A 26,431-nucleotide genomic window follows, 5' to 3' on the forward strand; every position below is an offset into this window, starting at 1 on the left:
GATGCACGCACAGTCGGCACGATCGGCCCACCCCGGCCATGCCCGGCGAACGGTAAAGGTCATGTTCTGAACATGAATGACCGGCTCGGACGGCCGACCGCACACAGGCCCCGGCGATCGAACCGGATACGCCGGGAACCCGCCGCGAAGGGCCGTTCCTTCCGGTTGCGAGCACGGTCGAAGCCGATGGCGCCCGATTCCGTCGCTGTGCACGATGAGTCATGTCAGCCCCGCGGGGATGGCGCTCAACTCCGCCAAGGGATCGACATCCTTGGCGGGACGCACTGTCGCAGTCTGTCCGTTCCAGTGCGCACCAGGTCGCCATGACCGGCACCGGCGAGCCACAGGCTCGTCCCGGCGGTCGCCCGGCGGGGCGCCGGGTCCGGCGGATCAGTGCGTTACGCAATGACATGCCCATGCTCATTTCGGGAAAAGGAGTGTCTTCAAATGACGCGAACCAAGCGGGTTTCTCGCGGCCGGCGCCGCCTCGGCCTCGCCACGGCCGGTCTCGCGACGGTCCTGCTCACCGGGCTGCCCGTGGCTTCGGCCTCGGCCGCCCCACACGCCTCCGGGGCTGTGATGATCGAGAGCGGCCCGTTCCACGGCTTCGTGCTGTGTGCCAGCCCCAACGACGAGTCGGTCTGGCTCAAGCAGATCAACACCGCTGATGCCTACTGCAAGTGGAAGGTGTTCGGCTCCTCCTCCGAGTTCACGCTGTACAACGCGGCCAAGGACCAGGTGATGGCCTACACCGGTGGCAACGAGGGCGCTGTGGTGATGGAGGACGAGGGGACCTCGCCCCTGGGTGCGCACGGCGAGCTGTGGTCTTGGGGCGGGGCCGAGGACTGGGGGGCCTCGGCGCTGCAGTCCTTCTACGACAGCGGTCAGAACGTCGACGCCGGGATCGACAGCCCCCGCACTGACCCGGTCCACACCCGCGGCTGGCGCCACGGCCACCAGAGGGAACTGACCTGGAACGCGATCACCGCGGGCTGAGCTTCACCCCGACCAGCCCGAGCCGGACGCCACGCCCGGCTCGGGCTGCGGTCCGAGTACAAGCAGGGGGCCGGTGAGAGATGACGAGCGGGTGACACGTGAGCGCAGGGCGCCGGCATGTGCGCCATCCCGCACCCGCCAGGGAAGCGGTCAGGCCTGTTGCGACGGGCGGCTGTCCCCCCGTGGTCAGCACCGCTCGCGCGTCACCACAGATCCGTCAACTCACCGGCCCGGTAGGCATGTCAGCCGACGGCGCCGTGTGGGGCGGGTGCCCCGTCCAAGGGCTGCATGCGCGGGTCGAACGCCGCTTTCATGGGCGGACCCACGGGGCCGTCGTCCAGGACGCACTCCCCGCTGATGGGCTCGGAGAACGTGCAACCGGATTTCGGGTTGCCCCACCGGCCGGTGTAGTTCAGCCAGGACCATTCGCCGGTGAAGCTGCCCACGGGCTGCCACGCGAACACTTTCAGGGCCTGCTGGGTGTCCCACAGCGTGCTGGCGCCCGTGTCGTCGTTGAGGCTGTCCCCGTTGGGCAGGTGCTTGTAGGTGTGGCGTCCCGCGTCGGCATACAGGCCATGGGACCCTTGGGCCGCGTAGACCACCGGGTGCTCGCCGGCCAGAGCGACGTCCTTGCCACCGTAGGGGAATGTCTGCCCACCGTCGTGCTGGCTCAGGGAGATCTGCTGAGGCGTCCCGTCGACGAAGCGGAGGGTGACGTTCTCCCAGTCGCCGACGTGGTTGCCGAAGGTGGAGTAGCCCCCGACGCACCCCCAGGGGGAGTACCAGCCGATGCAGACACGTTTGCCGTTGTTATAGGGATAGAACGTCCAGTAGATGACGTCGGTGACGTTGGTCGGGAGCCCGTTGTCCGTGCGGTGGACCACCTCGGCGTAGGCCGGCACCGCGCTCCGGTCGGGGCGCTGTCCGGCCAGGAACGCGGGGCCGGTGCAGGAATCGCAGCCCAGCGGCTGGTTGGTCACGAGGAACTGCTGGTTGGGCTTGTCGCCGTCCGGATGTGTCTCCACGTGGGTGTTGTTCAGGAGCGACTCCACGTTGGACGGGAAGTAGGACTCGTCCTGCTGGAGCCAGATCCGTGGAGCGAAGCGGCGCGCCAGGGCGTCATCGGACGCCGACACCGAGGCGGTGTGGACGGATCGGGCGCCGGCCGCGGCCAGTGACGGCGTGGACAGCGGCAGCGCCAGGAGAGCGGCGGTGGAGACCGTGGTGATCAGACCGGCCCCCCAACACCGCACGGAGGCCGACCAGCCTTTCGCTAAACCGGTCACGAATGTCCCTTTCGCGGGGAGTCCTGTAGGAAAGTGATTCTCAACGTGCAGGCAGAGCGGGGCACACGGCCGTGCGAGCGGTACGGGTGAGGGCGTCGCGGTGGTCTCCGGGGCATAGGGAAGACCTCCTGTGGGGTTCGGGAGCTGAGGTCGTTCACGGGCGACACCTTCCTGTACTCGACGGGGAGTGGTGACTACTTGACCGTGTACAGCAGAACATCGAGGCGGACAGGGCACCAGGAAGAAGAACGGGACGGACTACCGGAACAAACCAGGAACGCTGGGCAGGGCCCCACACTTCTGCTCGCGCGCCGCAGGCCGGCTCAGTGCGCGCTCGACCACCCAGCGGCGGGCCAGGAAGGTGAAGCCGCGCTGCCCATCGGGCGGCGCACCACCTCGACGCGCACGCCGTCGCGGGCGAACGCCTCGGCTGGCGCCCGGCCCTGGTAGGCGCTGTCCACCCACACCAGCCTCAGCATCCGGCCCGGCTCGGTCATGAACTTCTCCATCAGCTCCGGCGCGGCCTTGGAGTCGTGCACGTCGGCCGGGGTGACGGTCGCCGCCAGCGCGGGCCCTCGCTGTCGGTCAGGACGTGGCGATTGCGCCCGTCGCGCCTCTTGCCGCCGTCGTATCCGCGGCTGTCCTCGCCGACGGTCTCGGAGTCGTCGACCGGCTGGGAGTCGATGGTCCCCGCACTCGGCTCCGCGTTCCGGCCGCGCCGCGTGCGCGCTGCAGCGAAGACGTTCGTACAGTTCGCGGATGCGGTCGTGGCCCCGCCAGTGGCGGAAGCCAGCAGGCCGTGATCGAGCCGGTGTTGCGGCAAGTTCCGGACCGGACGCCGATGGAGCCTCGCCGACCGCTCATGGGCTGTGGAACCCCGCGCGTCGGTGCCGCTGGGGTCAGGTGCTGGATGCCTCGAAGGTTTCGATCGTGCAGCGTGCTACTCCGCTGCGCTCGATCCTGGCGTCGCTGGTGATCAGCGGGACACCGAGGCTTTCGGCGAGGGCCACGTAATGCGCGTCGTAGACGGAGAGGTTGTTCGACAGCTCGCGTACGCGCTGCCACAGGACCAGCGTGGGGTGCAGGTCGAGAGCGAGGGTCTGGTAGTCGGTAATTGCCTTCTGGGCCTCCTTTTCCGTGATCTTCGGCTTGTCCCCTCGTCGGCCGCGGGCCAGCCCGAAGGCGGCCGAGGTGATCTCGTAGTCCAGCAGGCCCGGCGCTGCGAGGATGTCGGCGCGGCTCAGCCGCTCACGGATCGCGGTTCCGGTCCTGCCGTGGTCGAGGAGGAAGTGTACGAGGCTGGAGCAGTCAATGACGATCAACGACGGTCCCGCCCGTCCTCGATGGCGTCGAGGATGTCGGTCGTGCTGAGCTCGGTGCGTGTTTCACGTTCCAGGCGTGTGGCCATCTCCGCGAGGGTGGGCTTGGCGGCCTCCCGGGCGAGAAGGTCCAGGGTGTACGCCTGGAGCGACTTGCCCGCCTGTGCGGCGCGGACCTTCAGGGCGTTGAGTGTGTCGTCCGGGACGTCCCGGATGGTGATCGCGGGCATGCCGTCATTTTAGCAGCATTGCAGGCGATATGCAGTCATCGAGGGTGGTTGCCCCGACCCGACCGGTCGCGAGGTCCGGGAAAGCCGGAATGAGGGCGAAGGGGCACAGGCAGTCGGGAAGTTCGGACAGGGGATGCGCAACGCAGCGGGAGAGGAGAAAGAAACCACTGGTGGCCCGCTTCGGCGGGATCCCTGCCGGGCAGTGCGCGATATGCGAAGTACGCACGGGACTCCAGCTCCACCACGTCCGTAATCTCGAGGATCCCAACAAGCGAAGACGGCCGGAACGGCCGAGGTGGGTGCGTCTGATGGCCACGCTCGACGGCTCCGGTGCCCGTTCAAAACAGTTCCAGATCCTCGCCGTTGGTGTCCGCGATGACTGGCCGGAACTGGGCAGGGAGGCCATCCAGTCGGTCAGGACCGGCCGCGGCGGCCACGGCGGGCGCCGTCTCGGCCAACCAGACACGAAACCGCTCGACGGCTTCGCGGTAGGGGACTTGGGCCAGGACGCGGTGCTCGCCGGAGGGGCAGAAGTCGACGGTGACAGTGAGCAGGCAGGAGCGGGGCGTGTTCTGACTGCCCGTCCAGGACACGCGCAGGACACCGCAGGGCTTGCGCCCGCGGGGGGCGCGGTGGGTGGGGCGCAGCGATCGGCAGGCTATGTGGGCGGTCCATGCGGCGAGGTGCGGCAGGGGCAGGGTGGTGCGTGCGCGGCATCCGGGGCAGCGGTGCCAGTGGCGGAGCCAGTGGTCGGTGTCGGTGTGGAAGAGGCGTGTGTAGTGGTTCGCCACGCGCACGTCGTTGCTGTAGAGGTGGTCGGGGCGTTCCTGTGTGTTGCAGGACTGGCAGACGGGGGCGCGGACGTAGCCGTGTTCGTGGCAGTGGTCGAGCACGGTGGCGGGCGCGGTGCGGCAGACGGCGCACGCCCATCCGGCCACCCTGCGGGAGGTGCCGGGCTTCCTGCTGAGCACCGAGTACAACTGGCCTTCCAGCTCCTTGTCGTACGGGCGCAGTGAGGCGGCGGGGCCCTCGGGGCTCGTCGTCTGCCGATCGTCGGCGTCTCGGGCCTGCCGGGGGTGGGAGGGCGGCTCGGTGACGGCTGCGCAGGCCTGGCGGGTCCGCGCGGCCTGCACCCACTGCGTTTCGGCGTGCTCGGCCGCGTCGAGCAGCCTGACCACGGCGCGCGGCAGCCACCACGTCCGATGCGTCCCGTCGCGGGTCTGCTCCACGAGTATCCGTCGCCAGTCGATCCCCGCCAGATGGGAGGTCCTGCCGTCTTCACGTCGTGCCGCCGGCCCGGGGCCGCCCGACTCCTGCAGTTCCTCCGCGATGCGCCGGCGCCAACGCAGCGGCGTTTCCTCGTTGCATCCCTGCCTCGGCGCTCCACGAAACGGGCCGACGCGGACCAGGTCGTGTCGGTCCATCCCCACCGCGTTGAGTTCCGTGGCCGCCCGGCGCACCTCATCCTCCGGGACGTTCCACTGGCCGCCGCTCGTCCTCACCGTCGCCACCGCATGGTCGCCGAGCAGGACGTACCCCACCCAGGCGCGGGCAGGAGAGCAGGTGAATGCCCCGGAAGCCGTCGGCACGGCACTGTCGGCCGTCAGGCCGACCCACAGAGCGTCCGCGGCAGCCAGGGTGACCAGGCCGTCCGCGCGACCTGGCTTGACACGCTCTGACATACCGACAGGCTAACGGCCTGCAACGAGCCAAGGAGCCTCCAAGCGCCTCGGTTGGCGCGGGCCGCCGACATTCCTGTCGAGCGCAGCTTTGGTGGCTTGGCTGCCAGCCCCCGACAATGCGGCGCACTTCTCAACCATGCACGGACGGGCGCGGACGCGGGAACAACTGCAGGCCGGCTTCGGCGTCAGTGCGCGACGGTTCACTCCGCATCCGCAGCACCACTGCCCTCCTCGCGTCCTTCGTCCCTGATCAGGATCCCGTCATTCACCGGCGGATCGATGCACGGAAACCGCACAGTCTGCGACTGGATGCATGCGTTAGGTGAGATTCCATACGGACTTACGACTATCGCCCCTTCCCGGGCGACTCGAATCCCGGGTGTATGGGCCGTAGTTCGGCCGTGGCCAAACGACAGAAAGGCCCCTGACTCGCGTTTCCGCGGGCCAGGGGCCTCTCTTGCAAGGGTGAGTGACGGGACTCGAACCCGCGACATCCTGGACCACAACCAGGTGCTCTACCAGCTGAGCTACACCCACCATGACCGGTGGTGACTTTGTGGTCTTTCCGACCGGCCGAGAAAAAGTGTACAGGGTCCGAAGGGGTGCTCGCGCACAGCTTTCCCGAGCCCCTCCGGAGACCTCCTGAACGCCTACTCCGCAGGCAGGACGTGCCTGGCCGCGATCGTCCTCGCGGTGTCCGAGTCCGGGCCGGGCTGCGGTACGAAGATGGCCTCGCGGTAGTAGCGAAGCTCGGCGATCGACTCGCGGATGTCGGCCAGGGCGCGGTGGTTGCCGTTCTTCTCCGGGCTGTTGAAGTACGCCCGTGGGTACCAGCGCCGGGCGAGCTCCTTGACGCTGGAGACGTCGACGATCCGGTAGTGGAGGTATCCCTCCAGGGCCGCCATGTCCCGGGCGAGGAAGCCGCGGTCGGTGCCGACGGAGTTCCCGCACAGCGGGGCCTTGCCGGGTTCCTTCACGTGTTCCCGGACATAGGCCAGGACCTGCTCCTCGGCTTCGGCGAGCGTCGTGCCGCCGGCGAGTTCGTCGAGCAGGCCGGACGTGGTGTGCATCTGCCGCACCACCTCCGGCATCGTCTCCAGTGCCTTGGCCGGCGGACGGATGACGATGTCCACGCCCTCGCCGAGCACGTTCAGCTCGGAGTCGGTGACCAGTGCGGCCACCTCGATGAGCGCGTCGTCGGACAGCGAGAGGCCGGTCATCTCGCAGTCGATCCACACCATGCGATCGTTCATGCGACCACCCTAAAGCTGACGTCCGCGTTTGGGTCCCCCGCGGTCGATGCGGGCGCCGTTTCCAGGAGCTGCCGCCCCCCGGAACCCCCGCCGCCCCCCGGAACCCCCTCCGGCCTCCGGCCTCGCCTCAAACACCGGGCGGGCTGAGATGTGGCCGAGCGCCGTCGTCCTCAAACGCCGGACAGGACGGAATACGACTGAGCCTCGGCGTCCGCGGACGCCGGACGGGCTGAGATGTGGCCGAGCGCCGTCGTCCTCAAACGCCGGACAGGACGGAATACGACTGAGCCTCGGCGTCCGCGGACGCCGGACGGGCTGAGATGTGGCCGAGCGCCGTCGTCCTCAAACGCCGGACAGGACGGAATGCGGCTGAGCCCTGGCGTCCGCGGACGCCGGACGGGCTGAGATGTGGCCGAGCGCCGTCGTCCTCAAACGCCGGACAGGACGGAATGCGGCTGAGCCCTGGCGTCCGCGGACGCCGGACGGGCTGGGTGCGTACCGGCCGTCGGCCTCGGTTCTCGGGGCGGTCGGGATGTGTGGCCGGGGGCGCCGTCGTCGCTTTCTGCCTCGACTCTTGGCCTGCCGAGTCGGGTGGTGGGTGGGCGAAGGCGTGAGGCCTCGCCCACCCCCGAGTCAGGCGGGTGGGCGAGGCCTCATGTCAGCTGCCCGTGCGGGGCCCCGGCAGGCTGGCCGACAGGCCTACCGCTGCTGACCTGCGGGTCTGCATCGGCAGTACGCCCTCGGGGTACTGGACCGGCAGGGGGCCCGTGGGGGACAGCGAGGGCGGCTCCGGGGCCTCGGGGCGCTCGGACTGCGGCCGGCGTGCCCGGTAGGCCGCCCGGTACGCCGCCGGGGACGAACCCAGCTGGCGCCGGAAGTGGCCGCGCAGGGCGACGGGGGAGCGGAAGCCGCAGCGGCCCGCCACCTCGTCCACCGAGTAGTCCGACGTCTCCAGCAGGCGCTGCGCCTGCAGCACACGCTGGGTGATCAGCCACTGCAGGGGCGCGCTGCCCGTCAGTGAGCGGAAGCGGCGGTCGAACGTGCGGCGGCTCATGTACGCGCGTGCCGCCAGCGTCTCCACGTCGAACTGCTCGTGGAGGTGTTCCAGCGCCCAGGCGACGACCTCGGCGAGCGGGTCGGCGCCGATCTCCTCTGGTAAAGAACGATCGAGGTAGCGCTCCTGACCGCCCGAGCGGCGCGGCGGGACCACCAGGCGGCGGGCGAGCGCACCGGCCGCCTCGTTGCCGTGGTCCGTCCGCACGATGTGGAGACAGAGATCGATTCCGGCCGCCGTACCGGCTGATGTGAGTACGTCGCCGTCGTCCACGAAGAGTTCTCGCGGGTCGACGTGCACCGACGGGTAGCGCTTGGCCAGCGTCGGCGCGTACATCCAGTGGGTGGTGGCCGGGCGTCCGTCCAGCAGCCCGGCGGCTGCCAGTACGAACGCGCCGGTGCACAGCCCGACGATGCGGGCCCCTTCCTCATGGGCGCGGCGCAGCGCGTCCAGTGCCTCTTCGGGCGGCGGCGCGGTGATCGAGCGCCAGGCCGGTACGACGACCGTGCCGGCGCGTGAGATCGCCTCCAGGCCATGTGGCGCGGTGAGTTCCAGGCCCCCTGTGGTCCGCAGTGGGCCTTCCTCGCCGCCGCACACCAGCAGTCGGTAGCGCGGCACGCCGGCGTCCTGGCGGTCTATCCCGAACACCGACAGCGGTATGGAACTCTCGAAAATGGGGCCGCCGCTGAACAGCAGCACCGCGACGATCTCCTTGCGGCGTCGCCCGGACAGTTTCCGGGCCGCGGCTTCCGGCGCGGCAGTGGAGTCGTGGCTCATCCTGCTAAGCCCCCCTCGGTGGTCGCGGCTCCTCGGTTGTGTCGCTCCTGCACGTTTCCCCTCGGTCCTGCACGAGTCCCCCGCCGTAAGACGTCAAGATCGAATCTACTGGTTCCTGCGGTTCGCGTTGACCAGTTCGACACGCCGTCGATTGTCGACATGACAACTTGGCGTGAAGCATTCGATCACGAAGCGTTGCACTCACGGGCCGTGCAGGGAAGTGCGCCTCGTCGCAGTGGCCAAAGCACGTAGGGTGCGGAGGGTCTCCTGGCCCCTTTTCGTGCAGGTGGAACGGGGGTTGGGGGGTAGTGGGGGCCCCTCTTGGACAGGGTCGGGAAGTTGGCTGAAAAGAGTCGTTCGAGGGTGTCGAAACCGGTCAGTCGACCGGTGTAGTTCCCTTGGTGTGACGTCCGCCTCCTCGGGGCGGCCGGCGCTCGGAGCGGCGCAGCAGGAACCGGCATGCGGCGGTGACCGCGGCGAGGCCGAGGGCGGTGCCGGCCGCACCGGCCAGGGAGGTGCCGAACCAGACGAGCACCACGGGGACTAGGACGCAGGAGAACACGGCCCAGCGGACCACGTCGCCCGCGGCGTCCGTGGTGTTCGCGGCGTCCGGGGCGGGGTGTGGTTCGCGGGTGGTGGGGCGCGGTCCGGACATGGTCGTACTCCCTGTCGTACTCCGGCGTACTCCTTTGTGGTGCACTCGTCCCGTGATCAACGCGTGTTCGAGCGGTCGGTCACCGTGCGTGGGGCCTCGCACCTGTCCGAATTCTGTGCAAACCGCCTGTACGGGGCAGCAACCATTGCGTTACGGGCGCGGCTCGTGCATGCTCCGGGGAACCCCTAACCGACTCCGGGGAAGGGCCCCTACGGAGAGTGCGCGGGATCTGGGCTGAGGAGGCGTGCCGCCGTACCCTTGGGGGTATGGGGTTGGGAAGATGTTTCCCGGACACAGCTCCGCCGCACACTGTCGGCCCTCCCATACATAAGGATCACAACGCCGAGACAGCCATGGCCGGTCACGAATTCTTCGATCCAGCGGACCGCAAGCGGCCGGTCGCCGACCCCACGGCGGCCGATGCGCTGGCGGCGGAAGAGGCGCGCCCTTCCTGCGATCCCGCCTTCAAGCACGGGGTGGTCGTCGGCTTCGACGGTTCCACCTCCAGTGAGCGAGCCCTCGCCTATGCGATCGGGATGGCCCACCGTTCCCGCGCGGGGCTGATCATCGTCCACGTCGCCAACCGACTGCCGACCACCGTGTGGGCCGGCTGCGAGCCACCCGTCTTCGTCGACGTACCGGACCACCGCACCGAGGTGCTCGGTCTCGAACTCGCCTGTGCCGAGTATCTGGCCGAAGTGCCCTGGATCCTGGTGGAGCGTGGCGGAGACATCTGCCACGAACTCGAAGAGGTGGGGCGGGAGTACGAAGCCGACGCGATCGTCGTGGGGTCGACCCACGGGATCGTCGGCCGGATCTTCGGCTCCGTCGCCGGGCGGCTCGCCAAGCGGGCCAAGCGGCCCGTCGTTGTCATTCCGTAACTCCACGTTCTCCCAGGTGAGATGCGCCGTGGGAACGGTCCGGCTCTCTTTGTGCCGTGCGTAAATCTACTCGTGCGTAGAGGTGTTTGTGCCCTTGTGAAGGGCATATATCGGTCACCGCGCACAACTGCACAAAGCATGAAGGGAGCCCGCCGTGGACAACGACGTCTCTGCGGGAAGCGGAACCACTACCGTGGCCGGCCGACTCGCCCTGGGAATCACCCTGTTGGCGTTCGGCCTCGGCACCACCGGCGTGATCGACAACGTCACCACATCCGACGCCGTGTCAGTCGCCCACTACGTGGGCGGAGTCGCCCTCTTCCTCGTCGGCCTGTTGGCCTTCCGTGACCGTGACACCGCGAACGGCACGGGCTATGTGGCCCTCGGAGCCCTCTGGTTCACCTGGGCCGTCTCGGCCGACGGCCACGCCACGGCCAACGGGGCCGGGCTCTTCCTGCTCCTCTTCGCCCTCGTGGCCCTGTCGTTGACCCTCGCGGGCGGGGACCAGCTCGGACAGGCCATGCACGGGCTGCTGTTCCTGGCGATGCTCGTTCTCGCCGTCGCCCAGTTCGCCGACAGTTCGTCACTGACCAAGGTCGGAGGCTGGGTTGCGGTGGCCGCGGGGGCGGTGGCCTGGTACGCGGCGACCGCGGCGCTCGCGCACTGGCCGACGGTGCTGCCCAGGCGGGCTGCCGGCCGTGGGGTGACGGCCCACGGCTGAAACGGCAGCCGACGCCGGGGAGTTGGGCGGCCCCGGCGATCCAATGAGCGGACCCCTCCGTTGCCGATGGCACACGTGAGGGGTCCGTTCGGTTGTCCGGCCCGTGCGGGTGGGCGGGGCCGTTCGCGCCGTTCCCCGCGCCCCTAAAAGAAGGGGTGTTGCACAAGCGCCCCTCAGGGGCGCGGGGAACTGCGCGACCAGCCCCCGCCGGCCCGCACATTCAAACGGTCCTACTCCACCGTCACCGACTTCGCGAGGTTCCGCGGCTTGTCGATGTCGCGGCCCAGGGCCTTCGCCGTGTGGTAGGCGAGGAGCTGGAGGGGGATGCCCATCAGGATCGCGTCGAGCTCGTCCTCGTTCTTCGGGACGACGATCGTGTGGTCCGCCTTCTCCTGGTGCTGGTGGGCCACCGCCAGGATCTTGCCGCTGCGGGCCTTGATCTCCTCCAGGGCCGCGCGGTTCTTCTCCAGGAGGTCGTCGTCGGGGACGATCGCCACCGTCGGCAGGGCGGGCTCGATGAGGGCCAGGGGGCCGTGCTTGAGCTCGGACGCCGGGTAGGCCTCCGCGTGGATGTAGGAGACCTCCTTCAGCTTCAGGGAGGCCTCGCGGGCCACCGGGTAGCCCCGGACGCGGCCGATGAACAGCATCGAGCGGGCCTCGGCGAACTCCGCCGCCAGCTTCTCGATCTCCGCCTCCTGGGCGAGGATCTCCGAGATCTGGGCGGGCAGCTTGCGCAGGCCCTCGATGATCCGCTTGCCGTCGCGGACCGAGAGGTCGCGGATCCGGCCCAGGTGCAGGGCGAGGAGCGCGAAGGCGACCGTGGTGTTGGTGAAGCACTTGGTGGAGACCACACAGACCTCGGGGCCCGCGTGGACGTACGTGCCGCCGTCCGCCTCCCGCGCGATCGCCGAACCCACCACGTTCACCACGCCCAGCACCCGCGCGCCCTTGCGCTTCAGCTCCTGGACGGCGGCGAGGACGTCGTACGTCTCACCGGACTGGGAGACCGCGATGTACAGGGTGTCGGGGTCGACCACCGGGTTGCGGTAGCGGAACTCGGAGGCCGGCTCGGCGTCCGCGGGGATACGGGCCAGCTCCTCGATCAGCTGGGCGCCGATCATGCCCGCGTGGTACGACGTGCCGCAGCCGAGGATCTTCACCCGGCGCACGGCGCGCGCGTCACGGGCGTCCAGGTTGAGGCCGCCGAGGTGCACCGTGGAGAAGCGGTCGTCGATCCGGCCGCGCAGCACGCGGTCGACCGCGTCGGGCTGCTCGAAGATCTCCTTGTGCATGTAGGTGTCGTGGCCGCCCATGTCGTACGACTCGGCCTCCCACTCCACGGTGGTCGGCTCGGCCGTCGTCCGGGTGCCCTCGGTGGTGTAGGTCCGGAAGTCGTCGGCCTTGAGGGTGGCCATCTCGCCGTCGTCGAGGGTCACTATCTGGCGGGTGTGGGTGACCAGGGCCGCGATGTCCGAGGCGACGAACATCTCCTTGTCGCCGATGCCGAGGACCACCGGGGAGCCGTTGCGGGCGACCACGATGCGCTCGGGGAAGTCCGCGTGCATGACCGCGATGCCGTACGTGCCCTCGATCAGGCGCAGCGCCTGGCGGACCCGCTCCTCCAGGGTCTCCGCCGAGGCACGGGCGATGAGGTGGGTGAGGACCTCGGTGTCGGTCTCGGAGAGGAACTCGACGCCGTCCGCCTCCAGCTTGCGGCGCAGCTCCGAGGCGTTGTCGATGATGCCGTTGTGGACGACGGCGACCTTCTGGTCGGCCGACATGTGCGGGTGGGCGTTCACGTCGGACGGCGCGCCGTGGGTGGCCCAGCGGGTGTGGGCGATACCGGTCGTGCCCTTGAAACGCGCCGGGACCTTCGCCTCCAGGTCGCGGACCCGGCCCTTGGCCTTCACCATCTTCAGGCCGCCGGTCTTCGGCGTGGTCACGACGATGCCCGCCGAGTCGTAACCGCGGTATTCCAGCCGCTGGAGACCTTCGAGGAGAAGGGGGGCGACATCGCGCTTACCGATGTATCCGACAATTCCGCACATATATAGGTGTTCCGTATTCCTCAGCCGTAGACGATGCGGCGCAGCTGCCGGAGGGTGAGCTCCGGCGGTGCGACCGCCCTGTACTGCAGATCCGCCGCGATCCGGTCGAAGATCTCCGCGTTCACCAGGCCTTCCGCCTGCAGCTCGCGGTGGCGGCGCCGGACGTAGTCGCCGGCCGTCTCGTCGAAGTAGGCGAGCACGTCCTGGATCACCCGCAGCGCCTCGCCCCGGCTCAGGGGCGTGGACCGCGTCAGATGATCAACGAGTTCGTCGTGCACCCGGTAGATCCTGAAGTACCGGCGTCGGTTTCGCAAGAATCCTGCCCGATTCCGGGCAACGGTCTGTTGAATCTCTTATGGGGCTCTGTTCGCAGCCTGTCCATCCTGTGTCTTGCGCCACGTTGCTTGTGGAGACGATTTTCAGACGCCATGGACATTCCTCGTATGGGCGTACCCGACAAGCTCGCCGACCGCATGAGCATGGCCGAGCAGCACGAGTACCTCCGCGCCAAGTTCTCCCGGCGCTCCATGATCAGAGGCGGCGCCGTCACCCTCGGCGCTGTCACGGGCGGCTCCTTCGTCATGGGCGGCACCGCCCAGGCCGCCGTCCCCACGCAGTCCACCGCCCCCGCCACCGAGCAGGTCGACGGCGCCCTCGTCGCCCCGTTCGGCCGCCACCTCGCCTTCGGCAACGACCCGAGCTCGGAGATGACGATCTCCTGGCAGGTCCCCGTCGCCGTCAAGAAGCCCTTCGTGCGCATAGGCGCCCACCCCTGGGACCTCTCGCGCAAGATCGAGGCCGAGGTCCGCACCCTCTACACGCCGGCCGGCGTCGGCGCCAGCGGCGACCACACCCAGTACTACCTGCACGCGCAGCTGGCCAACCTGCGCCCCGGCAGGACCTACTACTACGGCGTCGGCCACGAGGGCTTCGACCCGGCCGAGTCCCACCTCCTCGGCACCCTGGGCACCTTCACCACCGCGCCCGACTGCAAGACGCCGTTCACCTTCACGGCCTTCGGCGACCAGGGCGTCAGCTACCACGCCCTCGCCAACGACAGCCTGATCCTCGGCCAGAACCCCAGCTTCCACCTGCACGCCGGTGACATCGCCTACGGCGACCCGGCCGGCCAGGGCAAGTCCACCGACACGGGCTTCGACTCGCGCACCTGGGACCAGTTCCTCTACCAGACCGAGTCCGTCGCCAAGTCCGTGCCGTGGATGGTGTCGTACGGCAACCACGACATGGAGGCCTGGTACTCGCCCAACGGCTACGGCGGCGAGGAGGCCCGCTTCACCCTGCCCGACAACGGACCGGACAAGGCGCACCTGCCCGGCGTCTACTCCTTCGTCTACGGCAACACGGCGATCATCTCGCTCGACCCGAACGACGTCTCCTTCGAGATCCCGGCCAACCTCGGCATCTCGGGCGGCACGCAGACCACGTGGTTCGAGGGCCAGCTGAAGAAGTTCCGCGCCTCGAAGGACATCGACTTCATCATCGTGTTCTTCCACCACTGCGCCTACTGCACCTCCACGGCGCACGCCTCGGAGGGGGGCGTGCGACAGGAGTGGGTGCCGCTGTTCGACAAGTACACGGTGGACCTGGTCATCAACGGCCACAACCACCAGTACGAGCGCACCGACGTCATCAAGGGCAACACCGTCGTCAAGAAGCTCCCGATCGGCGAGACGGCCTACTCCGACACCGAGGGCGTCGTCTACGTCACCGCGGGCGCGGCCGGCCGCAGCCTCTACGCGTTCACCGCCCCCGACTCCTACGAGGGCCACCTCAACGAGGTCGACTCCGTCGCCTCCTTCATCAACACCAAGGACGGCAAGGTCAACGAGACCGTCGCCTGGTCCCGGGTGCGCTACCTCAACTACTCCTTCCTGCGCGTCGACGTGGAGCCCGCCCCGCGCGGCCGCTACGCCAAGCTGAAGGTGTCGGGCATCGCCGAGACCGGCGACCGCATCGACCACTTCACGGTGGCCCGCAAGGCCAAGTAAGCAGTCACCGGCAGGGCGGTACGGGCAGTACCGGCTGTACCGGCAGGCGGTCCTCACATGCGCTTGAGGACCGCCTGTTTGGCCCTCGTGAACTCCTCGTCCGTGAGCACCCCCTCGCGACGCAGTTCCCCGAGTTCACGCAGGCGGCGCAGCAGCGCGTCGTGATCGGCCTCGGGCGCGTCCGGTACCCGGGGCGTTTCCGGTAGGGCGGCCGACGGATGCGGCAGCCGCGCCTGCACCGCCGCCGCGACCAGCGCCATCAGCGGATCCCGCTTGAACCCCCACAGCTCCACCGCGTTGGGGTCGTACTTGGCCCGCGTCCTGACCGGGGCGCCGCGCATCAGGAACCGCAGATGGCCGTTCTCCAGCCCGGCCGACGGCTGCCACTCCACGCCCAGGATGTCCGCGAGAGCCAGCGTCCGCGGACCGGCGGCGGCCTTCGCGTCCTCCGTCTTCCAGTTCCACTCCAGCCGCACCTGCTCCCCGTCGAACGACGCGGTGCCGTCCCCGGCGGAGACCGTCAGCGGCAGCGGCGGCCCCGGCAGCAGGTACTCGCTCACGGGCGTGCCCGGCACCTGTTCGAGGAGCAGTGCGTCCCGCACCTCGTCCGTGAAGTACTCGGCCACCCCGTACCGGTCCGCGTCCACGGTCAGCTGATAGGGGTCGTGGGGCTCGGTCAGCCGCCCGCCGGTGGCGTGCAGCAGCGGATCGGCGCCGTCCCGCAGCCGCAGCCTCAGCCGCCCGGACTTCCGGCCCTGCTCGAACGACACCCCCGCCAACGCGCCCAGCGGGACCACCAGTTCACCCAGTGTCCGGCGCAGCACACTGACGTTCTTGTCCCGCCCGGGGGTCAGCCGCAGGGCGTCTCCGTCGAAAACCCAGATGCCGTCCTTCTGGATGATTTCCGCCATGGAGGGATTGTTCCACCGGATCTGCGGGAGAGTGGTCTCGACCAATCCCGGTCAGTCCTGACCACTACCGACGGGAGCGCATGTGAGACCGCACCACAGAACGACTCCCCGTACCCCCCGTACCGCCCGTACCCCCCGCATGGCCCGCGTCCTCGGGTCCCTGCTGCTCGTCGCGGCGGCCGGCGCCTTCACGGTCGGCGCGACCCCGGCGGCACCGCGGGCCGCCCCGAACCCGCTCGCCCGGATCGTCCCCGCGCCCGCCTCGGTCACCCCGGGCGGATCGCCGTACCGCATCACCCGCTCCACCGCCATCGGCGTCGACGGCTCACGGGAGGCCCGTGGAGTCGCCGAGTACCTCGCGGACCTCCTCCGCCCGTCGACCGGCTACCGGCTGCCCGTCACCACCCAGCGCCACGAGGGCATCCGACTCCGCCTCGCCGACGGTCCGTTCGGCGCCGAGGGCTACCGCCTCGACAGCGGCCGTGACGGCGTCACCATCACCGCCGCCGCACCCGCCGGCCTCTTCCACGGCGTCCAGACCCTGCGCCAGCTGCTCCCGGCGGCCGTCGAGAAGGACTCCGTACAGCCCGGCCCCTGGCTGGTCGCCGGCGGCACCGTCACCGACCGCCCGCGCTACGCCTACCGCGGCGCGATGCTCGACGTCTCCCGCCACTTCTTCACCGTGGCCCAGGTCAAGCGCTACATCGACCAGTTGGCCCTCTACAAGATCAACGAACTGCACCTCCACCTCAGCGACGACCAGGGCTGGCGCATCGCCGTCGACTCCTGGCCGCGGCTCGCGGCCTACGGCGGCTCCGCCCAGGTCGGCGGCGGTACGGGCGGCCACTACACCAAGGCCGACTACCGGGAGATCGTCCGCTACGCCGCCTCCCGCTACCTGGAGGTCGTCCCCGAGATCGACATGCCCGGCCACACCAACGCGGCCCTCGCCTCCTACGCCGGCCTCAACTGCGACGGCACCGCACCGCCGCTCTACACCGGCACGGACGTCGGCTTCAGCTCCCTGTGCGTGTCGAAGCAGGTGACGTACGACTTCGTGGACGACGTCATCCGCGAACTGGCCGCCCTCACCCCCGGCCGCTACCTCCACATCGGCGGCGACGAGGCGCACTCCACCAGCCACGCGGACTACGTGACGTTCATGGACCGGGTGCAGCCCCTCGTCGCGAAGTACGGCAAGACGGTGATCGGCTGGCACCAGCTGACCGGCGCCCACCCGGTGAAGGGGGCGCTGGCCCAGTACTGGGGTCTGGACGACACCAGTGCCGACGAGAAGGCCCAGGTGGTCAAGGCCGCCCAGAACGGCACCGGCCTGATCCTCTCGCCCGCCGACCGGGTCTACCTCGACATGAAGTACACGGAGGACACCCCGCTGGGCCAGGACTGGGCGGGACTGGTGGAGGTGAAACGGTCGTACGACTGGGACCCGGGCAACTACCTCGCCGGAGCCCCGAGTTCCTCGATCAGGGGCGTGGAGGCGCCGCTGTGGACCGAGACCATCGTGACGAACGCCGACATCGACTACATGGCCTTTCCGCGGCTGCCGGGAGTGGCGGAGCTGGGCTGGTCACCGGCCGCCACCCACGACTGGAACGCCTACAAGGTCCGGCTCGCGGCCCAGGCCCCACGCTGGGACGCCCTCGGGATCGACTACTACCGCTCGCCGCAGGTCCCGTGGCCTGCTAAGTAGGCTGAAACCGACCGACGGGCTCCCCCGAGGACCGTACTCGGGGGAGCCCGTCTGCCTTGGTCAGAACCCCGCGACGGGATTTTCCAGGGTTCCGACCAGCTGGAGGGCGCCCGACGGGTCCGCCAGGTCCACCATCTGCCTGTTGTTGCGCAGCTGGAGCCGGTTGAGGCAGGACAGCGCGAACTCGGGCGCGAACACGTCGTACCGCGCGAACTTCTCGGCGAGTTCGGGCGCCGACTCCTGGTACTCACGGGTGACCTCGGCGACCGTCCGCCAGAAGTCGTCCTCCTCCAGGACCCCTTCGGCCGCGAGGTTCGCGGCGAGGAAGCGGAAGAAGCAGTCGAAGACGTCCGTGAAGACGGACAGGAGCTTCATGTCCTCCGGGACCTCCACGGCGATCCGCCGGACCTCCGGCGGCAGCACCGCGTCCGGGTCCATGACGGCGATCTCCTCGGCGATGTCCTTGTAGACCGCCCGCCGTACGACCCCGTCCTTCAGCACCAGGATGACGTTCTCGCCGTGCGGCATGAAGACCAGGTCGTAGGCGTAGAAGCTGTGCAGGAGGGGCGTGAAGTAGGCGCGGAGGTACGACCGCAGCCAGTCCACGGCCGGCAGCCCGCTCTGCTCGACCAGCGCCGCCGCGAAGGACGCCCCCTCGTGGTCCACGTGCAGCAGCGAGGCCATGGTCGCGAGCGACTCGCCCTCCTGGAGGGACGGCACCGGGCTCTCCCGCCACAGCGCGGCCAGCATCTTCCGGTACGGCGAGTAGCGGTCGGTCGCCTGCTCGTACTCCAGGTGCCGGTAGCCCACGGCCGCCCGCTCCCGGATGATCGACAGACCGGTGGACTTGAGCACCGGGTCGTTGTCGATGAGCTGGGCCAGCCAGTCGTTGATCGCCGGGGTGGCCTCCATGTAGGCGGCCGAAAGCCCGCGCATGAAGCCCATGTTGAGGACCGAGAGCGCGGTCTTCACGTAGTGCTTCTCGGGGTGGGAGCGGTTGAAGAAGGTCCGGATCGACTGCTGGGCCAGGTATTCGTCGTCGCCCTCGCCCAGGCAGACCAGATAGCCGCGGGCGACCTCGGCGGCGAAGGTGACGGTGAGCTTGTTCCACCACTGCCAGGGGTGGACCGGGATGAGGAGGTAGTCGGCGGGGTCCAGACCCCGGTCGGTGAGCTGCCGTGCGAAGCGTTCGACGGTCTCCTCGCCCAACTCGTCCCGCACGAAGGACTCGTACTCGATCCCGACGCCCGCCGTGAACGCGGCGCGCGACCTGTGCGCCGCCAGCCACACCAGCCGGACCGGGCTCGCGGTCTCGGGGGCGTACGACAGGTACTCGTGGATGCCGAAGCCGAGCCGGCCGTTGTTGGCGACGAAGCAGGGGTGGCCCTCGGTCATCCCGGTCTCGACGGCCTGGAAGCCGGAGCGCACCAGCTCGGCCACCGGGATCTGGGGCTTGGTGAGCTTGTAGCAGGTGCCGGAGAGGGTGGAGGAGATCTCCTCCAGGTAGACCGGCAGGATCTCGTCGCCGATCCCCAGGGAGCCCTTCAGCTCGATGAAGAAGTCCAGAGCGGCGAGGGGGAGTTCGGAGCCGTCGCGGGTACGGGTGATGGACTCCGGTGCCACCTGCCAGTGGTCCAGCGCGCGGCGGACGGCGGTGAAGCGGTAGCGGGTGAGCCCGTCGTCGCTGCGGACGACATATGACTCCCCCTCCTCCTCCGGGGTGATCAGGCGCTCGTGGGCGAACTCGGCGAGCGCCTTGCGTATGAGCAGCCGGTTGGCGTTCTCCCAGCGCTCGGGGGTCAGATGGGCGACCGTGTCGGCGAGTGTCATACGACGGCCACCGCCCTCTCGAACCGCTCCCGTGTGCAGAAGCTCAGCAACGCCGTCTTCTCCGGCTTCTGTATCTCCCGTGCGGGCACGAACCCGACGGCCTCGTTCAGTGCGTGCACGGCCTTGTTGCGCACGTCCGGCTCGACGACGATCCGGCGGGCCGCCGGGTCCTCGAAGAGATGGGCGACGACGGCCGTGATGACGGCCCTGGTGAAGCCGTGCACGGGCGTGTCGGTGGCGGGGGTGAGGAAGTGCATCCCGACGTCGCCCGGTTCGGGCTCGTACAGCCCGACCAGCTCCCGGTGGGCGGGGTCGTACCGCTCCATGAGGAAGGCGGGCTCACCGTCCTGGCCGAGCCCCAGCAGCGCGTGGTGGTGCTCGTCGGCCGCGATGTCCATGTACGCCCGCTCGACGTCCTCCAGCCTGGCGTCCTGCATCATCCAGAAGGCCGCCTTGGGGTGCGTGACCCAGGAGTGGAGCAGCTCGGCGTCCTTCAGCGGGTCCAGGGGACGGAAGGTGAAGGTCATACCGCGAACTCCTGGAAGGCGATCGTCTTCTCGACCGGGTAGTACTCGGTGCCCAGCAGCTCGCGGATGATGTATGCGTTCCGGTACGGGCCCATGCCCAGGTCGGGGCTGGTGATGCTGTGGGTGTGGACACCGGCGTTCTGCAGGAAGACGCCCCGGCCGGTGACGTCGATCGCGTAGTTGCGGGCGACGTCGAAGTTGCCGTGCGAGTCGTAGCGCAGCCGGTCCTTGACGGGGCTCAGGAACTCGGGCTCGGTGTACTTGTAGCCGGTGGCCAGGACCAGGCCCTGGGTCTCCAGCTCGTAGTCCTTCTCCTGCTCCTCCTGGCGGAGGCCGAGGGTGTAGCTGCCGTTGTCATAACTGGCCGCTTCGAGCAAGGAGTTGGTGAGCAGGCGGGTGGGGACCGGGCCGCCGAGGCTCTTCTGGTAGAGCAGGTCGAAGATCTCGTTGATCAGGTCGCCGTCGATGCCCTTGAAGAGGCCCTTCTGCCCGTCCGTGAGCCGGTAGCGGGTCGCCTCCGGGAGGGCGTGGTAGTAGTCGATGTACTCCGGGCTCGTCATCTCCAGCGTGAGCTTGGTGTATTCGAGCGGGAAGAACCGGGGGGAGCGGGTCACCCAGTTCAGGCGGTAGCCGTGGACGTCGATCTCGCTGAGCAGGTCGTAGTAGATCTCGGCGGCGGACTGGCCGCTGCCGACCAGCGTGATCGACTCCTTCGACTGGAGCGCCTCCTTGTGCCGGAGGTACTGGGAGTTGTGGATGAGATCGCCGCCCAGGCCCCGGCAGGCCTCGGGGATGTGGGGCGGGGTGCCGGTGCCGAGGACGAGGTGACGGGCGCGGTACGACCCGCCGGCGGCCGTCGTCACGACGTATCCGTCGTCCTCGTACCGGACCTCCGTGACCGTCGTGTTGAAGCGGAGGCTGGTGAGTTTGCCGGCCGCCCAGCGGCAGTAGTCGTCGTACTCCACCCGCAGCGGATAGAAGTTCTCCCTGATGTAGAACGAGTACAGCCGGCCCTTCTCCTTCAGGTAGTTGAGGAAGGAGTACGGCGAGGTGGGGTCGGCGAGGGTGACCAGGTCCGACATGAACGGGGTCTGGAGGTGGGCGCCGTCCAGGAACATGCCGGCGTGCCACTCGAAGTCGGGCTTGGAGTCCAGGAAGACGCCGTCCAGTTCGGCGATCGGCTCGGTGAGACAGGCGAGGCCGAGGTTGAAGGGGCCGAGCCCGATCCCGACGAAGTCGTAGGTCTTGTCCGGGGACTCAGGGGCTTCAGGACGCGCGGTCAAGGGACTCTCCCAGGTACTGCTCGGCGTGGCCGGCGATCAGATCGAGGACGGCGGAGACGTCGGCCGTCGTGGTCTCGGGGTTGAGCAGGGTGAACTTGAGGTAGTGGCGGCCGCCGACCTTGGTGCCCGCCACCACCGCGTCGCCGGAGGCGAACAGGGCCTTGCGGGCGTACAGGTTGGCGCGGTCGATCTCGGCCGGGTCGGTGACGGCGGCGGGGATGTAGCGGAAGACGAGGGTGGACAGGGACGGCTCGACGACGACGTCGTAGCGCGGGTCGGCCGCGAGGAGCTGCCAGCCCTCCTGCGCCAGCTCGCAGACCTCGTCGAAGAGTTCGCCGATGCCGTCGGCGCCCATGGTGCGCAGGGTCATCCACAGCTTGAGGGCGTCGAAGCGGCGGGTGGTCTGCAGGGACTTGTCGACCTGGTTGGGGATGCGCTCGGTGACCATCCGGCGCGGGTTGAGGTACTCCGCGTGGTAGGTCGCGTGCCGCAGGGTCGAGGCGTCCCGGACCAGTACGGCGGACGAACTCACCGGCTGGAAGAAGGACTTGTGGTAATCCACGGTGACCGAGTCGGCGCGCTCGATGCCGTCGATGCGGTCCCGGTACTTCAGGGAGGCGAGCAGCCCGCAGCCGTAGGCCGCGTCCACGTGCATCCAGGTGCCGTACTGCTCACACAGCTCGGCGATCTCCGGCAGCGGGTCGATGGACCCGAAGTCGGTGGTGCCGGCGGTGGCGACGACGGCCATGGGGATCAGGCCGTCGCGCCGGCAGCGCTCCAGCTCGTGGGCGAGGGCGACGGTCTGCATCCGCTTGTCGTGGTCGACGGGGATCGCGACCACGGCGTCCTGGCCGAGGCCGAGCAGTTTCGCCGACTTCTTCACGCTGAAGTGGCCGACCTCGGAGGCGAAGATGCGGAGCCCGGCGAGGCCGGCCGCTTGTTCCCGCCCACCCGGCCCTGGCTTGGCTTCCTCCCTCGCCAGCAGCAGCGCCTGGAGGTTGGACTGGGTACCGCCGGAGGTGAACACGCCGTCGGCGGCCTCGCCGAGGCCGATCCGGGCGGTCGTCCAGTCGATCAGTTTCCGCTCGATGAGGGTGCCGCCGGCCGACTGGTCCCAGGTGTCCAGGGAGGAGTTGACGGCGGAGAGCACCGCCTCGCCGAGCACTGCCGGGATGACCACCGGGCAGTTGAGGTGGGCGAGGTAGCGGGGGTGGTGGAAGTAGATCGCGTCCCGGAGGTAGACGTCCTCCAGTTCGTCCAGGACCGCGGTGGTGTCGTACAGCGGCTGGTCGAGATCGATGGTGTCGATGCGAGGGGAGAGGGCGTCGACGGTGACACCCGTGAACGGCCGGTCGGTGGTCGCGAGTTTGGCCGCCACCCGCTCTACTCCTTCGGTCACGGAGCGGCGGTAGTGCTCCGCGGTGAGGTCATTGAGCAGGTGCGAGCGCATGTGGGGGTCCTCCGGGGACGATCCGTGCGGGGGAGCGAACTTAGGTTAGCCTAACCTAAGTTCCATCAGGGAAAACATGCCTCTCCCGTGACTGCCGTCACTTCGGTGGAGGGGGGTTGTCAGGGGGCGAGGGGTGGCTACTCGTCCGCCACCCGAAGCTGTTCCTCCGTCAGACCCTGCCGCCAGTACCCGACGAAGGTGACCCGGCGCCGGTCGATCCCGCGCTCCCCGACGAAGTGCCGGCGCAGCTCCTTCACCCGCCCGGACTCCCCGGCGATCCAGACGTACGGCCGTTCGGCGGACGGGAGTCGGGCCCCGCGGACGGCTTCTGTGGCCGTGTCGCCCACCATCCACTCGATATGGGCGTCGGCGAGGGTGGTCACGTCCTGGATGTCCCCGGCGTGCGGCACCTCCAGCCAGGCGCGCACGCGGGTGGTGGCGGGGAGGGATTCGAGGATGGCGGTGGCGGCGGGTACGGCGGTCTGGTCGCCCCAGATCAGCACGAGGTCCGTGTCCTCCGGGGGCCGGAAGCGGATCGCCCGGTTGTCGGCGAGGGCGGGGCCGAGGAGGAGGACCCTGTCCCCGGCGCAGGCGCGCGCGGCCCACCGCGAAGCGGGCCCGGCCGGAGCGGCCGCACCCGGCTCGACACCGTGCAGTGCGAAGTCGATGTCGATTTCGTCGGGGTTCCGGCGCAGTGCCCGCAGCGTGTACGACCGCATCACGGCCCGTATGCCGTCCGGGAGTTCGCGCCAGGCCTGCCACCAGCCGTCGCCCAACTCGATGGGCACGGCGGGCTCGATCCGGCCCTCGGCCGGGATGAACAGGGAGAGGGACTGGTCGCGCCCCTGGGAGTGGAAGTGCACCAGGTCGTCACCGGCGAAGGTGACCCGGACCAGAGACGGACCGAGCCGCCTCGTCCGTACGACCTGGAGGGAGAAGAAACGGAACGGGGCGGCTACGGCCGTCGTCATATGAGCTCCTGAGATGGGGTCAGGAAGGGTTGTGGACGTCTGCTGGTGGTCAGCTGACCTTCTTGGCCGTCTCCAGCGCCTTGGCGAGGTTCTCGACCATCGCGACGCACTTGTCGTAGGAGAAGATCGGCTCGGGGGAGCGGGCGATGACCTGGCCGGCCTTGACCGCCGGGAGCTTCTTCCAGGTGGCCTGGGTGATGTCGGCGGGCTGGATGGTCGCTGAGCGGTCGTCCATCATGATGATGTCGGCCTTGTACTTGTCGACGTTCTCCCAGCTGAGCGACTCGTACCAGCCGCCGCCCTGCTTCTTGGCGGACTCCGGCGGCTCGACGAAGTTCACGCCGAGGGCCTTGAAGTACTCCAGGTCCACCGAGAGGTTGGTGCCGGAGACGTAGAACAGGTCCTGGGCGGCCGAGCCGGCCATCACCTTGAGGTCGGGGTGTGCCTTGGCGGCGGCGCGCAGCCGGGTGGCCGCCGCCTCGAAGCGCTTCTTGGCATCCGTGACCTTACTGGCAGCCATGTCGGCGCCGAGGGACTCCGCAAGGGCCCAGACGCGCTGCAGCGGGACGGTGAGCTGGCGGTCGTAGGCCGAGATGCCGACGCTCGGGGCGAGCCCCGCGATCTTGTCCTTGGACTCGTCCGGGACGTACCAGAGGGTGCCGGCGCCGTCGAACATCGTGGTGATGAGGACGTCGGGGGCGAGGGCCGCGTACTTCTCGACGTTGAACTGGCCCCACTCGTTGCCGAGGACGGTCAGCTTGCTGATGTCCATGTCGCCGGCCTGGACGTCCGCCTTGCCGGCCTTGGTCTTCGTCGGGCCGAAGACGCCCTTCACGTCGATGCCGTAGTCGTAGAGCGCGGCGGCGACACCGACGAACGCGACGATGTTCGCCGGGGCCTTGTCCAGCTTCACCGTGGTCCCGCGGTCGTCCTTGAACGTCCAGGGGCCGGACTTCGCGGCCGTCGTCTCCTTGCCGGAGGAGCCACTGTTTTTGTCGTCGTCACCGCACGCGGCGAGCACGGCACCGAGACCGAGCGCGCCACCGGCGGCGAGGACGCCACGGCGGGTGGGGCGGGTGACTCTGACGTTGGACATGAGTGTGGCTGCTTTCGGACGTGCGGAAACACCGCCGGACAAGTCGTTGATTAGGTTAGCCTAACCTCAGATCTTGTCCAGGGTCCCGGGCCTGTGAATCCCGCCGCGAGCCGGTTCGAACGCCCCAACACGCCTGTGACGGACCGCCGTTGGCCCGGGGCGGGTCACCGCCTCGCCAGCTCCCGCAGCCATGGATGCCCGGGATGCATGCGCGTCAGCCACCCACTGAGGACTTCGCATCGAGCCCGGCTCAGCAGGGGCAGGACCCCGTCGAAGTCGGCCCGGTCCTTGGGCCGCGGCTCCTTCGCTTTGAACAGCAGCACCAACTCCGGCACCAGGAAGGGGATGCCGTCCACGGTCCGCGCGATGATCGCGTCGTACGGCAGCCGCAGGCTCTCGTCCCGCCGGCAGATCCAGGTCCCGCCCTCGTGCGGCTCGCGGAAGACGTCGAACAGGTACCGTCCGCTCGCCCGGTCCCGCAGCCAGGTCTGGTGCGTGGCCGCGAGCACATCGGTGTCCGCCCCTTCCCAGATCCGTCCCGAGCCCACCGCGTCGAACGCGCACTCCGGGAAACGGTCCCGTACTTCGGCGAACCCCGCCTCGGGCACCGCGATCTCCAGGTCGCCGTGGGGCCGCGACTGCCCTCCGCGGAACAGGTCCAGCGCCCAACCCGCCACCACGCACCAGGGCGTGCCGACCCCGTCCAGCCGCCCCGCGACCTGCTCCGGCCGCCAGGCATCCGCCCACCGGGCGGCCAGTTCGTCCGGGTCGACGACATCGCCACCGGGAGGCATGGGATCGGTCATCCGGCCAACGTACTGCCGCAGACGTTCACCGGCGGCTCGGGAACGGTATGCCGGCCGCCGGTCGCGTGCGGAAATGGTTCGCCGACCACCGGCCGGTCCGGTGAGAATGTGCGGATGATCGCCGCGTCGCCTCGGGAACCCGTCGACTTCCCACGTGCCGTCACCGAGCTCGCGGCCGGGCGGCCGGCGCGGGCCGTGTGGAAGAACGAACTCGGCGGACTGACGTTCCAGATCGGCCTGGGCGACGCACGGCAGTTCGTGAAGTGGGCGCCGGCCGGCAGCGGCCTCGACCTCGCTGCCGAGGTGGCCCGCCTGCGCTGGGCGGCGAGGTTCACCGTGGTGCCTCGCGTGCTTGACGAGGGCGCCGACGACACAGGGTCCTGGATCGTCACACGAGGCCTGCCGGGACGCATGGCGGCGGACGACCACTGGAAGCGCGACCCCGGCACCGCGGTACGCGCGATCGGCGCCGGGCTGCGCGCACTGCATGACTCGCTGCCCGTCGCAAACTGCCCGTTCGACTGGTCCGCCGAAAGGCGTCTGCAGGCAGTGCGATCACGAGCGGCGGCCCAGCGGATCGATCCGGCGGACTGGCACCGGGATCTTCGGCACTTCGGCACCGTCGAGCGCGCGCTCGACGTGCTCGCCGACATCCCGTCGGCCGACCGGCTCGTCGTCTGCCACGGCGACGCCTGCGCTCCCAACACCCTGGTCGGCGACGACGGCACGTGCACGGGACACGTCGACCTCGGCGCGCTCGGTGTCGCCGACCGCTGGGCCGACCTCGCTGTCGCCACCTGGAGCACCCAGTGGAACTACGGCCCGGGCTGGGAAGAGACCCTGCTCGATGCCTACGAAGTCGACCCGGACCGGGAACGGATCACGTACTACCGGCTGCTGTGGGGACTGTCGGACTGACCGCCGCTCGGCACGCG

The 26,431-nt window shown here is 69.3% G+C and carries 24 protein-coding genes and 1 tRNA gene; 6 read left to right on the forward strand and 19 right to left on the reverse strand.

The genetic code is table 11. The features are described 5' to 3' along the window. Positions 1–447: 447 nt before the first annotated feature. Positions 448–996, forward strand: coding sequence for a hypothetical protein (locus EDD90_RS34315; protein ID WP_123976759.1), 549 nt, complete (start codon positions 448–450; stop codon positions 994–996). A gap of 242 nt (positions 997–1,238) precedes the next feature. Here EDD90_RS34315 and EDD90_RS34320 read toward each other — a convergent pair whose 3' ends face one another. From EDD90_RS34320 to EDD90_RS34360, 9 genes are all read right to left on the reverse strand, one after another. Next, on the reverse strand, positions 1,239–2,282 hold the full coding sequence (locus EDD90_RS34320) for a Vps62-related protein (protein ID WP_221305143.1): 1,044 nt from the start codon (positions 2,280–2,282) through the stop codon (positions 1,239–1,241). Between the two features lie 323 nt (positions 2,283–2,605). Then, positions 2,606–2,821: a hypothetical protein gene (locus EDD90_RS56455; protein ID WP_221305144.1), complete on the reverse strand. Its 216-nt coding sequence runs from the start codon at positions 2,819–2,821 to the stop codon at positions 2,606–2,608. A gap of 360 nt (positions 2,822–3,181) precedes the next feature. Further along, positions 3,182–3,604 (reverse strand): type II toxin-antitoxin system VapC family toxin, encoded by a 423-nt coding sequence (locus tag EDD90_RS34330; protein WP_123976761.1) that lies wholly within the window; start codon positions 3,602–3,604, stop codon positions 3,182–3,184. Then, positions 3,601–3,831: a FitA-like ribbon-helix-helix domain-containing protein gene (locus tag EDD90_RS34335; protein WP_123976762.1), complete on the reverse strand. Its 231-nt coding sequence runs from the start codon at positions 3,829–3,831 to the stop codon at positions 3,601–3,603. Before EDD90_RS34335 ends, EDD90_RS34330 begins: the two co-directional genes overlap by 4 nt. Positions 3,832–4,169: 338 nt before the next feature. Beyond that, on the reverse strand, positions 4,170–5,513 hold the full coding sequence (locus tag EDD90_RS34340) for an endonuclease domain-containing protein (protein WP_123976763.1): 1,344 nt from the start codon (positions 5,511–5,513) through the stop codon (positions 4,170–4,172). Positions 5,514–5,977: 464 nt separating this feature from the next. Beyond that, a tRNA-His gene (locus tag EDD90_RS34345) sits at positions 5,978–6,050 on the reverse strand. 113 nt (positions 6,051–6,163) lie between these two features. Beyond that, positions 6,164–6,766 (reverse strand): oligoribonuclease, encoded by a 603-nt coding sequence (gene orn / locus EDD90_RS34350; RefSeq protein ID WP_123976764.1) that lies wholly within the window; start codon positions 6,764–6,766, stop codon positions 6,164–6,166. Between the two features lie 658 nt (positions 6,767–7,424). Beyond that, on the reverse strand, positions 7,425–8,597 hold the full coding sequence (locus EDD90_RS34355; RefSeq protein ID WP_123976765.1) for a helix-turn-helix domain-containing protein: 1,173 nt from the start codon (positions 8,595–8,597) through the stop codon (positions 7,425–7,427). 376 nt (positions 8,598–8,973) lie between these two features. Continuing rightward, positions 8,974–9,252: a hypothetical protein gene (locus tag EDD90_RS34360; protein WP_260328294.1), complete on the reverse strand. Its 279-nt coding sequence runs from the start codon at positions 9,250–9,252 to the stop codon at positions 8,974–8,976. 353 nt (positions 9,253–9,605) lie between these two features. Here EDD90_RS34360 and EDD90_RS34365 point away from each other — a divergent pair, with 353 nt between their 5' ends. Together EDD90_RS34365 and EDD90_RS34370 are read left to right on the forward strand one after the other, a co-directional pair. Beyond that, positions 9,606–10,133: a universal stress protein gene (locus EDD90_RS34365; RefSeq protein WP_123976766.1), complete on the forward strand. Its 528-nt coding sequence runs from the start codon at positions 9,606–9,608 to the stop codon at positions 10,131–10,133. Between the two features lie 154 nt (positions 10,134–10,287). Then, positions 10,288–10,854 carry a GPR1/FUN34/YaaH family transporter gene (locus EDD90_RS34370; RefSeq protein ID WP_123976767.1) on the forward strand — a complete coding sequence of 189 codons (567 nt, stop codon included), beginning with the start codon at positions 10,288–10,290 and terminating at the stop codon, positions 10,852–10,854. Positions 10,855–11,084: 230 nt separating this feature from the next. Here EDD90_RS34370 and glmS read toward each other — a convergent pair whose 3' ends face one another. Both glmS and EDD90_RS34380 read right to left on the reverse strand, forming a co-directional pair. Next, on the reverse strand, positions 11,085–12,902 hold the full coding sequence (gene glmS / locus EDD90_RS34375) for a glutamine--fructose-6-phosphate transaminase (isomerizing) (RefSeq protein WP_123976768.1): 1,818 nt from the start codon (positions 12,900–12,902) through the stop codon (positions 11,085–11,087). 20 nt (positions 12,903–12,922) lie between these two features. Next, positions 12,923–13,180: a hypothetical protein gene (locus tag EDD90_RS34380; RefSeq protein ID WP_123981954.1), complete on the reverse strand. Its 258-nt coding sequence runs from the start codon at positions 13,178–13,180 to the stop codon at positions 12,923–12,925. A 165-nt stretch (positions 13,181–13,345) separates the two neighbouring features. Between EDD90_RS34380 and EDD90_RS34385 the strand changes: the two genes are divergently transcribed. Beyond that, complete coding sequence (locus EDD90_RS34385; RefSeq protein WP_123976769.1) at positions 13,346–14,911, forward strand: metallophosphoesterase family protein; 1,566 nt, start codon at positions 13,346–13,348, stop codon at positions 14,909–14,911. 53 nt (positions 14,912–14,964) lie between these two features. Here EDD90_RS34385 and EDD90_RS34390 read toward each other — a convergent pair whose 3' ends face one another. Continuing rightward, the gene (locus EDD90_RS34390; RefSeq protein WP_123976770.1) at positions 14,965–15,822 is read right to left on the reverse strand and encodes a DUF4429 domain-containing protein; all 858 of its coding nucleotides are present in this window, start codon (positions 15,820–15,822) and stop codon (positions 14,965–14,967) included. Between the two features lie 139 nt (positions 15,823–15,961). Here EDD90_RS34390 and EDD90_RS34395 point away from each other — a divergent pair, with 139 nt between their 5' ends. Then, positions 15,962–17,533 (forward strand): beta-N-acetylhexosaminidase, encoded by a 1,572-nt coding sequence (locus EDD90_RS34395; RefSeq protein WP_123976771.1) that lies wholly within the window; start codon positions 15,962–15,964, stop codon positions 17,531–17,533. Between the two features lie 60 nt (positions 17,534–17,593). Here EDD90_RS34395 and EDD90_RS34400 read toward each other — a convergent pair whose 3' ends face one another. From EDD90_RS34400 to EDD90_RS34430, 7 genes are all read right to left on the reverse strand, one after another. After that, a complete protein-coding gene (locus EDD90_RS34400; RefSeq protein WP_123976772.1) occupies positions 17,594–19,363 on the reverse strand; it encodes an IucA/IucC family siderophore biosynthesis protein in 1,770 nt (589 codons plus the stop codon). Next, positions 19,360–19,890, reverse strand: coding sequence for a GNAT family N-acetyltransferase (locus tag EDD90_RS34405; protein WP_123976773.1), 531 nt, complete (start codon positions 19,888–19,890; stop codon positions 19,360–19,362). The genes EDD90_RS34400 and EDD90_RS34405 overlap by 4 nt, the downstream gene beginning before the upstream one ends. Further along, the gene (locus EDD90_RS34410; RefSeq protein WP_123976774.1) at positions 19,887–21,173 is read right to left on the reverse strand and encodes a lysine N(6)-hydroxylase/L-ornithine N(5)-oxygenase family protein; all 1,287 of its coding nucleotides are present in this window, start codon (positions 21,171–21,173) and stop codon (positions 19,887–19,889) included. Before EDD90_RS34410 ends, EDD90_RS34405 begins: the two co-directional genes overlap by 4 nt. After that, entirely contained in the window at positions 21,157–22,623 is a 1,467-nt protein-coding gene (gene desA, locus EDD90_RS34415; protein WP_123976775.1) for a lysine decarboxylase DesA, read from the reverse strand. Before desA ends, EDD90_RS34410 begins: the two co-directional genes overlap by 17 nt. A gap of 137 nt (positions 22,624–22,760) precedes the next feature. After that, a complete protein-coding gene (locus EDD90_RS34420; RefSeq protein WP_123976776.1) occupies positions 22,761–23,594 on the reverse strand; it encodes a siderophore-interacting protein in 834 nt (277 codons plus the stop codon). A 49-nt stretch (positions 23,595–23,643) separates the two neighbouring features. Then, positions 23,644–24,690 (reverse strand): ABC transporter substrate-binding protein, encoded by a 1,047-nt coding sequence (locus EDD90_RS34425; RefSeq protein ID WP_123976777.1) that lies wholly within the window; start codon positions 24,688–24,690, stop codon positions 23,644–23,646. A gap of 164 nt (positions 24,691–24,854) precedes the next feature. After that, the gene (locus EDD90_RS34430) at positions 24,855–25,496 is read right to left on the reverse strand and encodes a nucleotidyltransferase domain-containing protein (protein ID WP_123976778.1); all 642 of its coding nucleotides are present in this window, start codon (positions 25,494–25,496) and stop codon (positions 24,855–24,857) included. Positions 25,497–25,610: 114 nt separating this feature from the next. Between EDD90_RS34430 and EDD90_RS34435 the strand changes: the two genes are divergently transcribed. After that, positions 25,611–26,414, forward strand: a complete 804-nt coding sequence (locus EDD90_RS34435; RefSeq protein ID WP_123976779.1) for an aminoglycoside 3'-phosphotransferase — start codon at positions 25,611–25,613, stop codon at positions 26,412–26,414. Positions 26,415–26,431: the final 17 nt, after the last annotated feature.

This window comes from Streptomyces sp. Ag109_O5-1 (assembly GCF_003814875.1).
In the GTDB taxonomy this organism is placed as follows: domain Bacteria; phylum Actinomycetota; class Actinomycetes; order Streptomycetales; family Streptomycetaceae; genus Streptomyces; species Streptomyces sasae.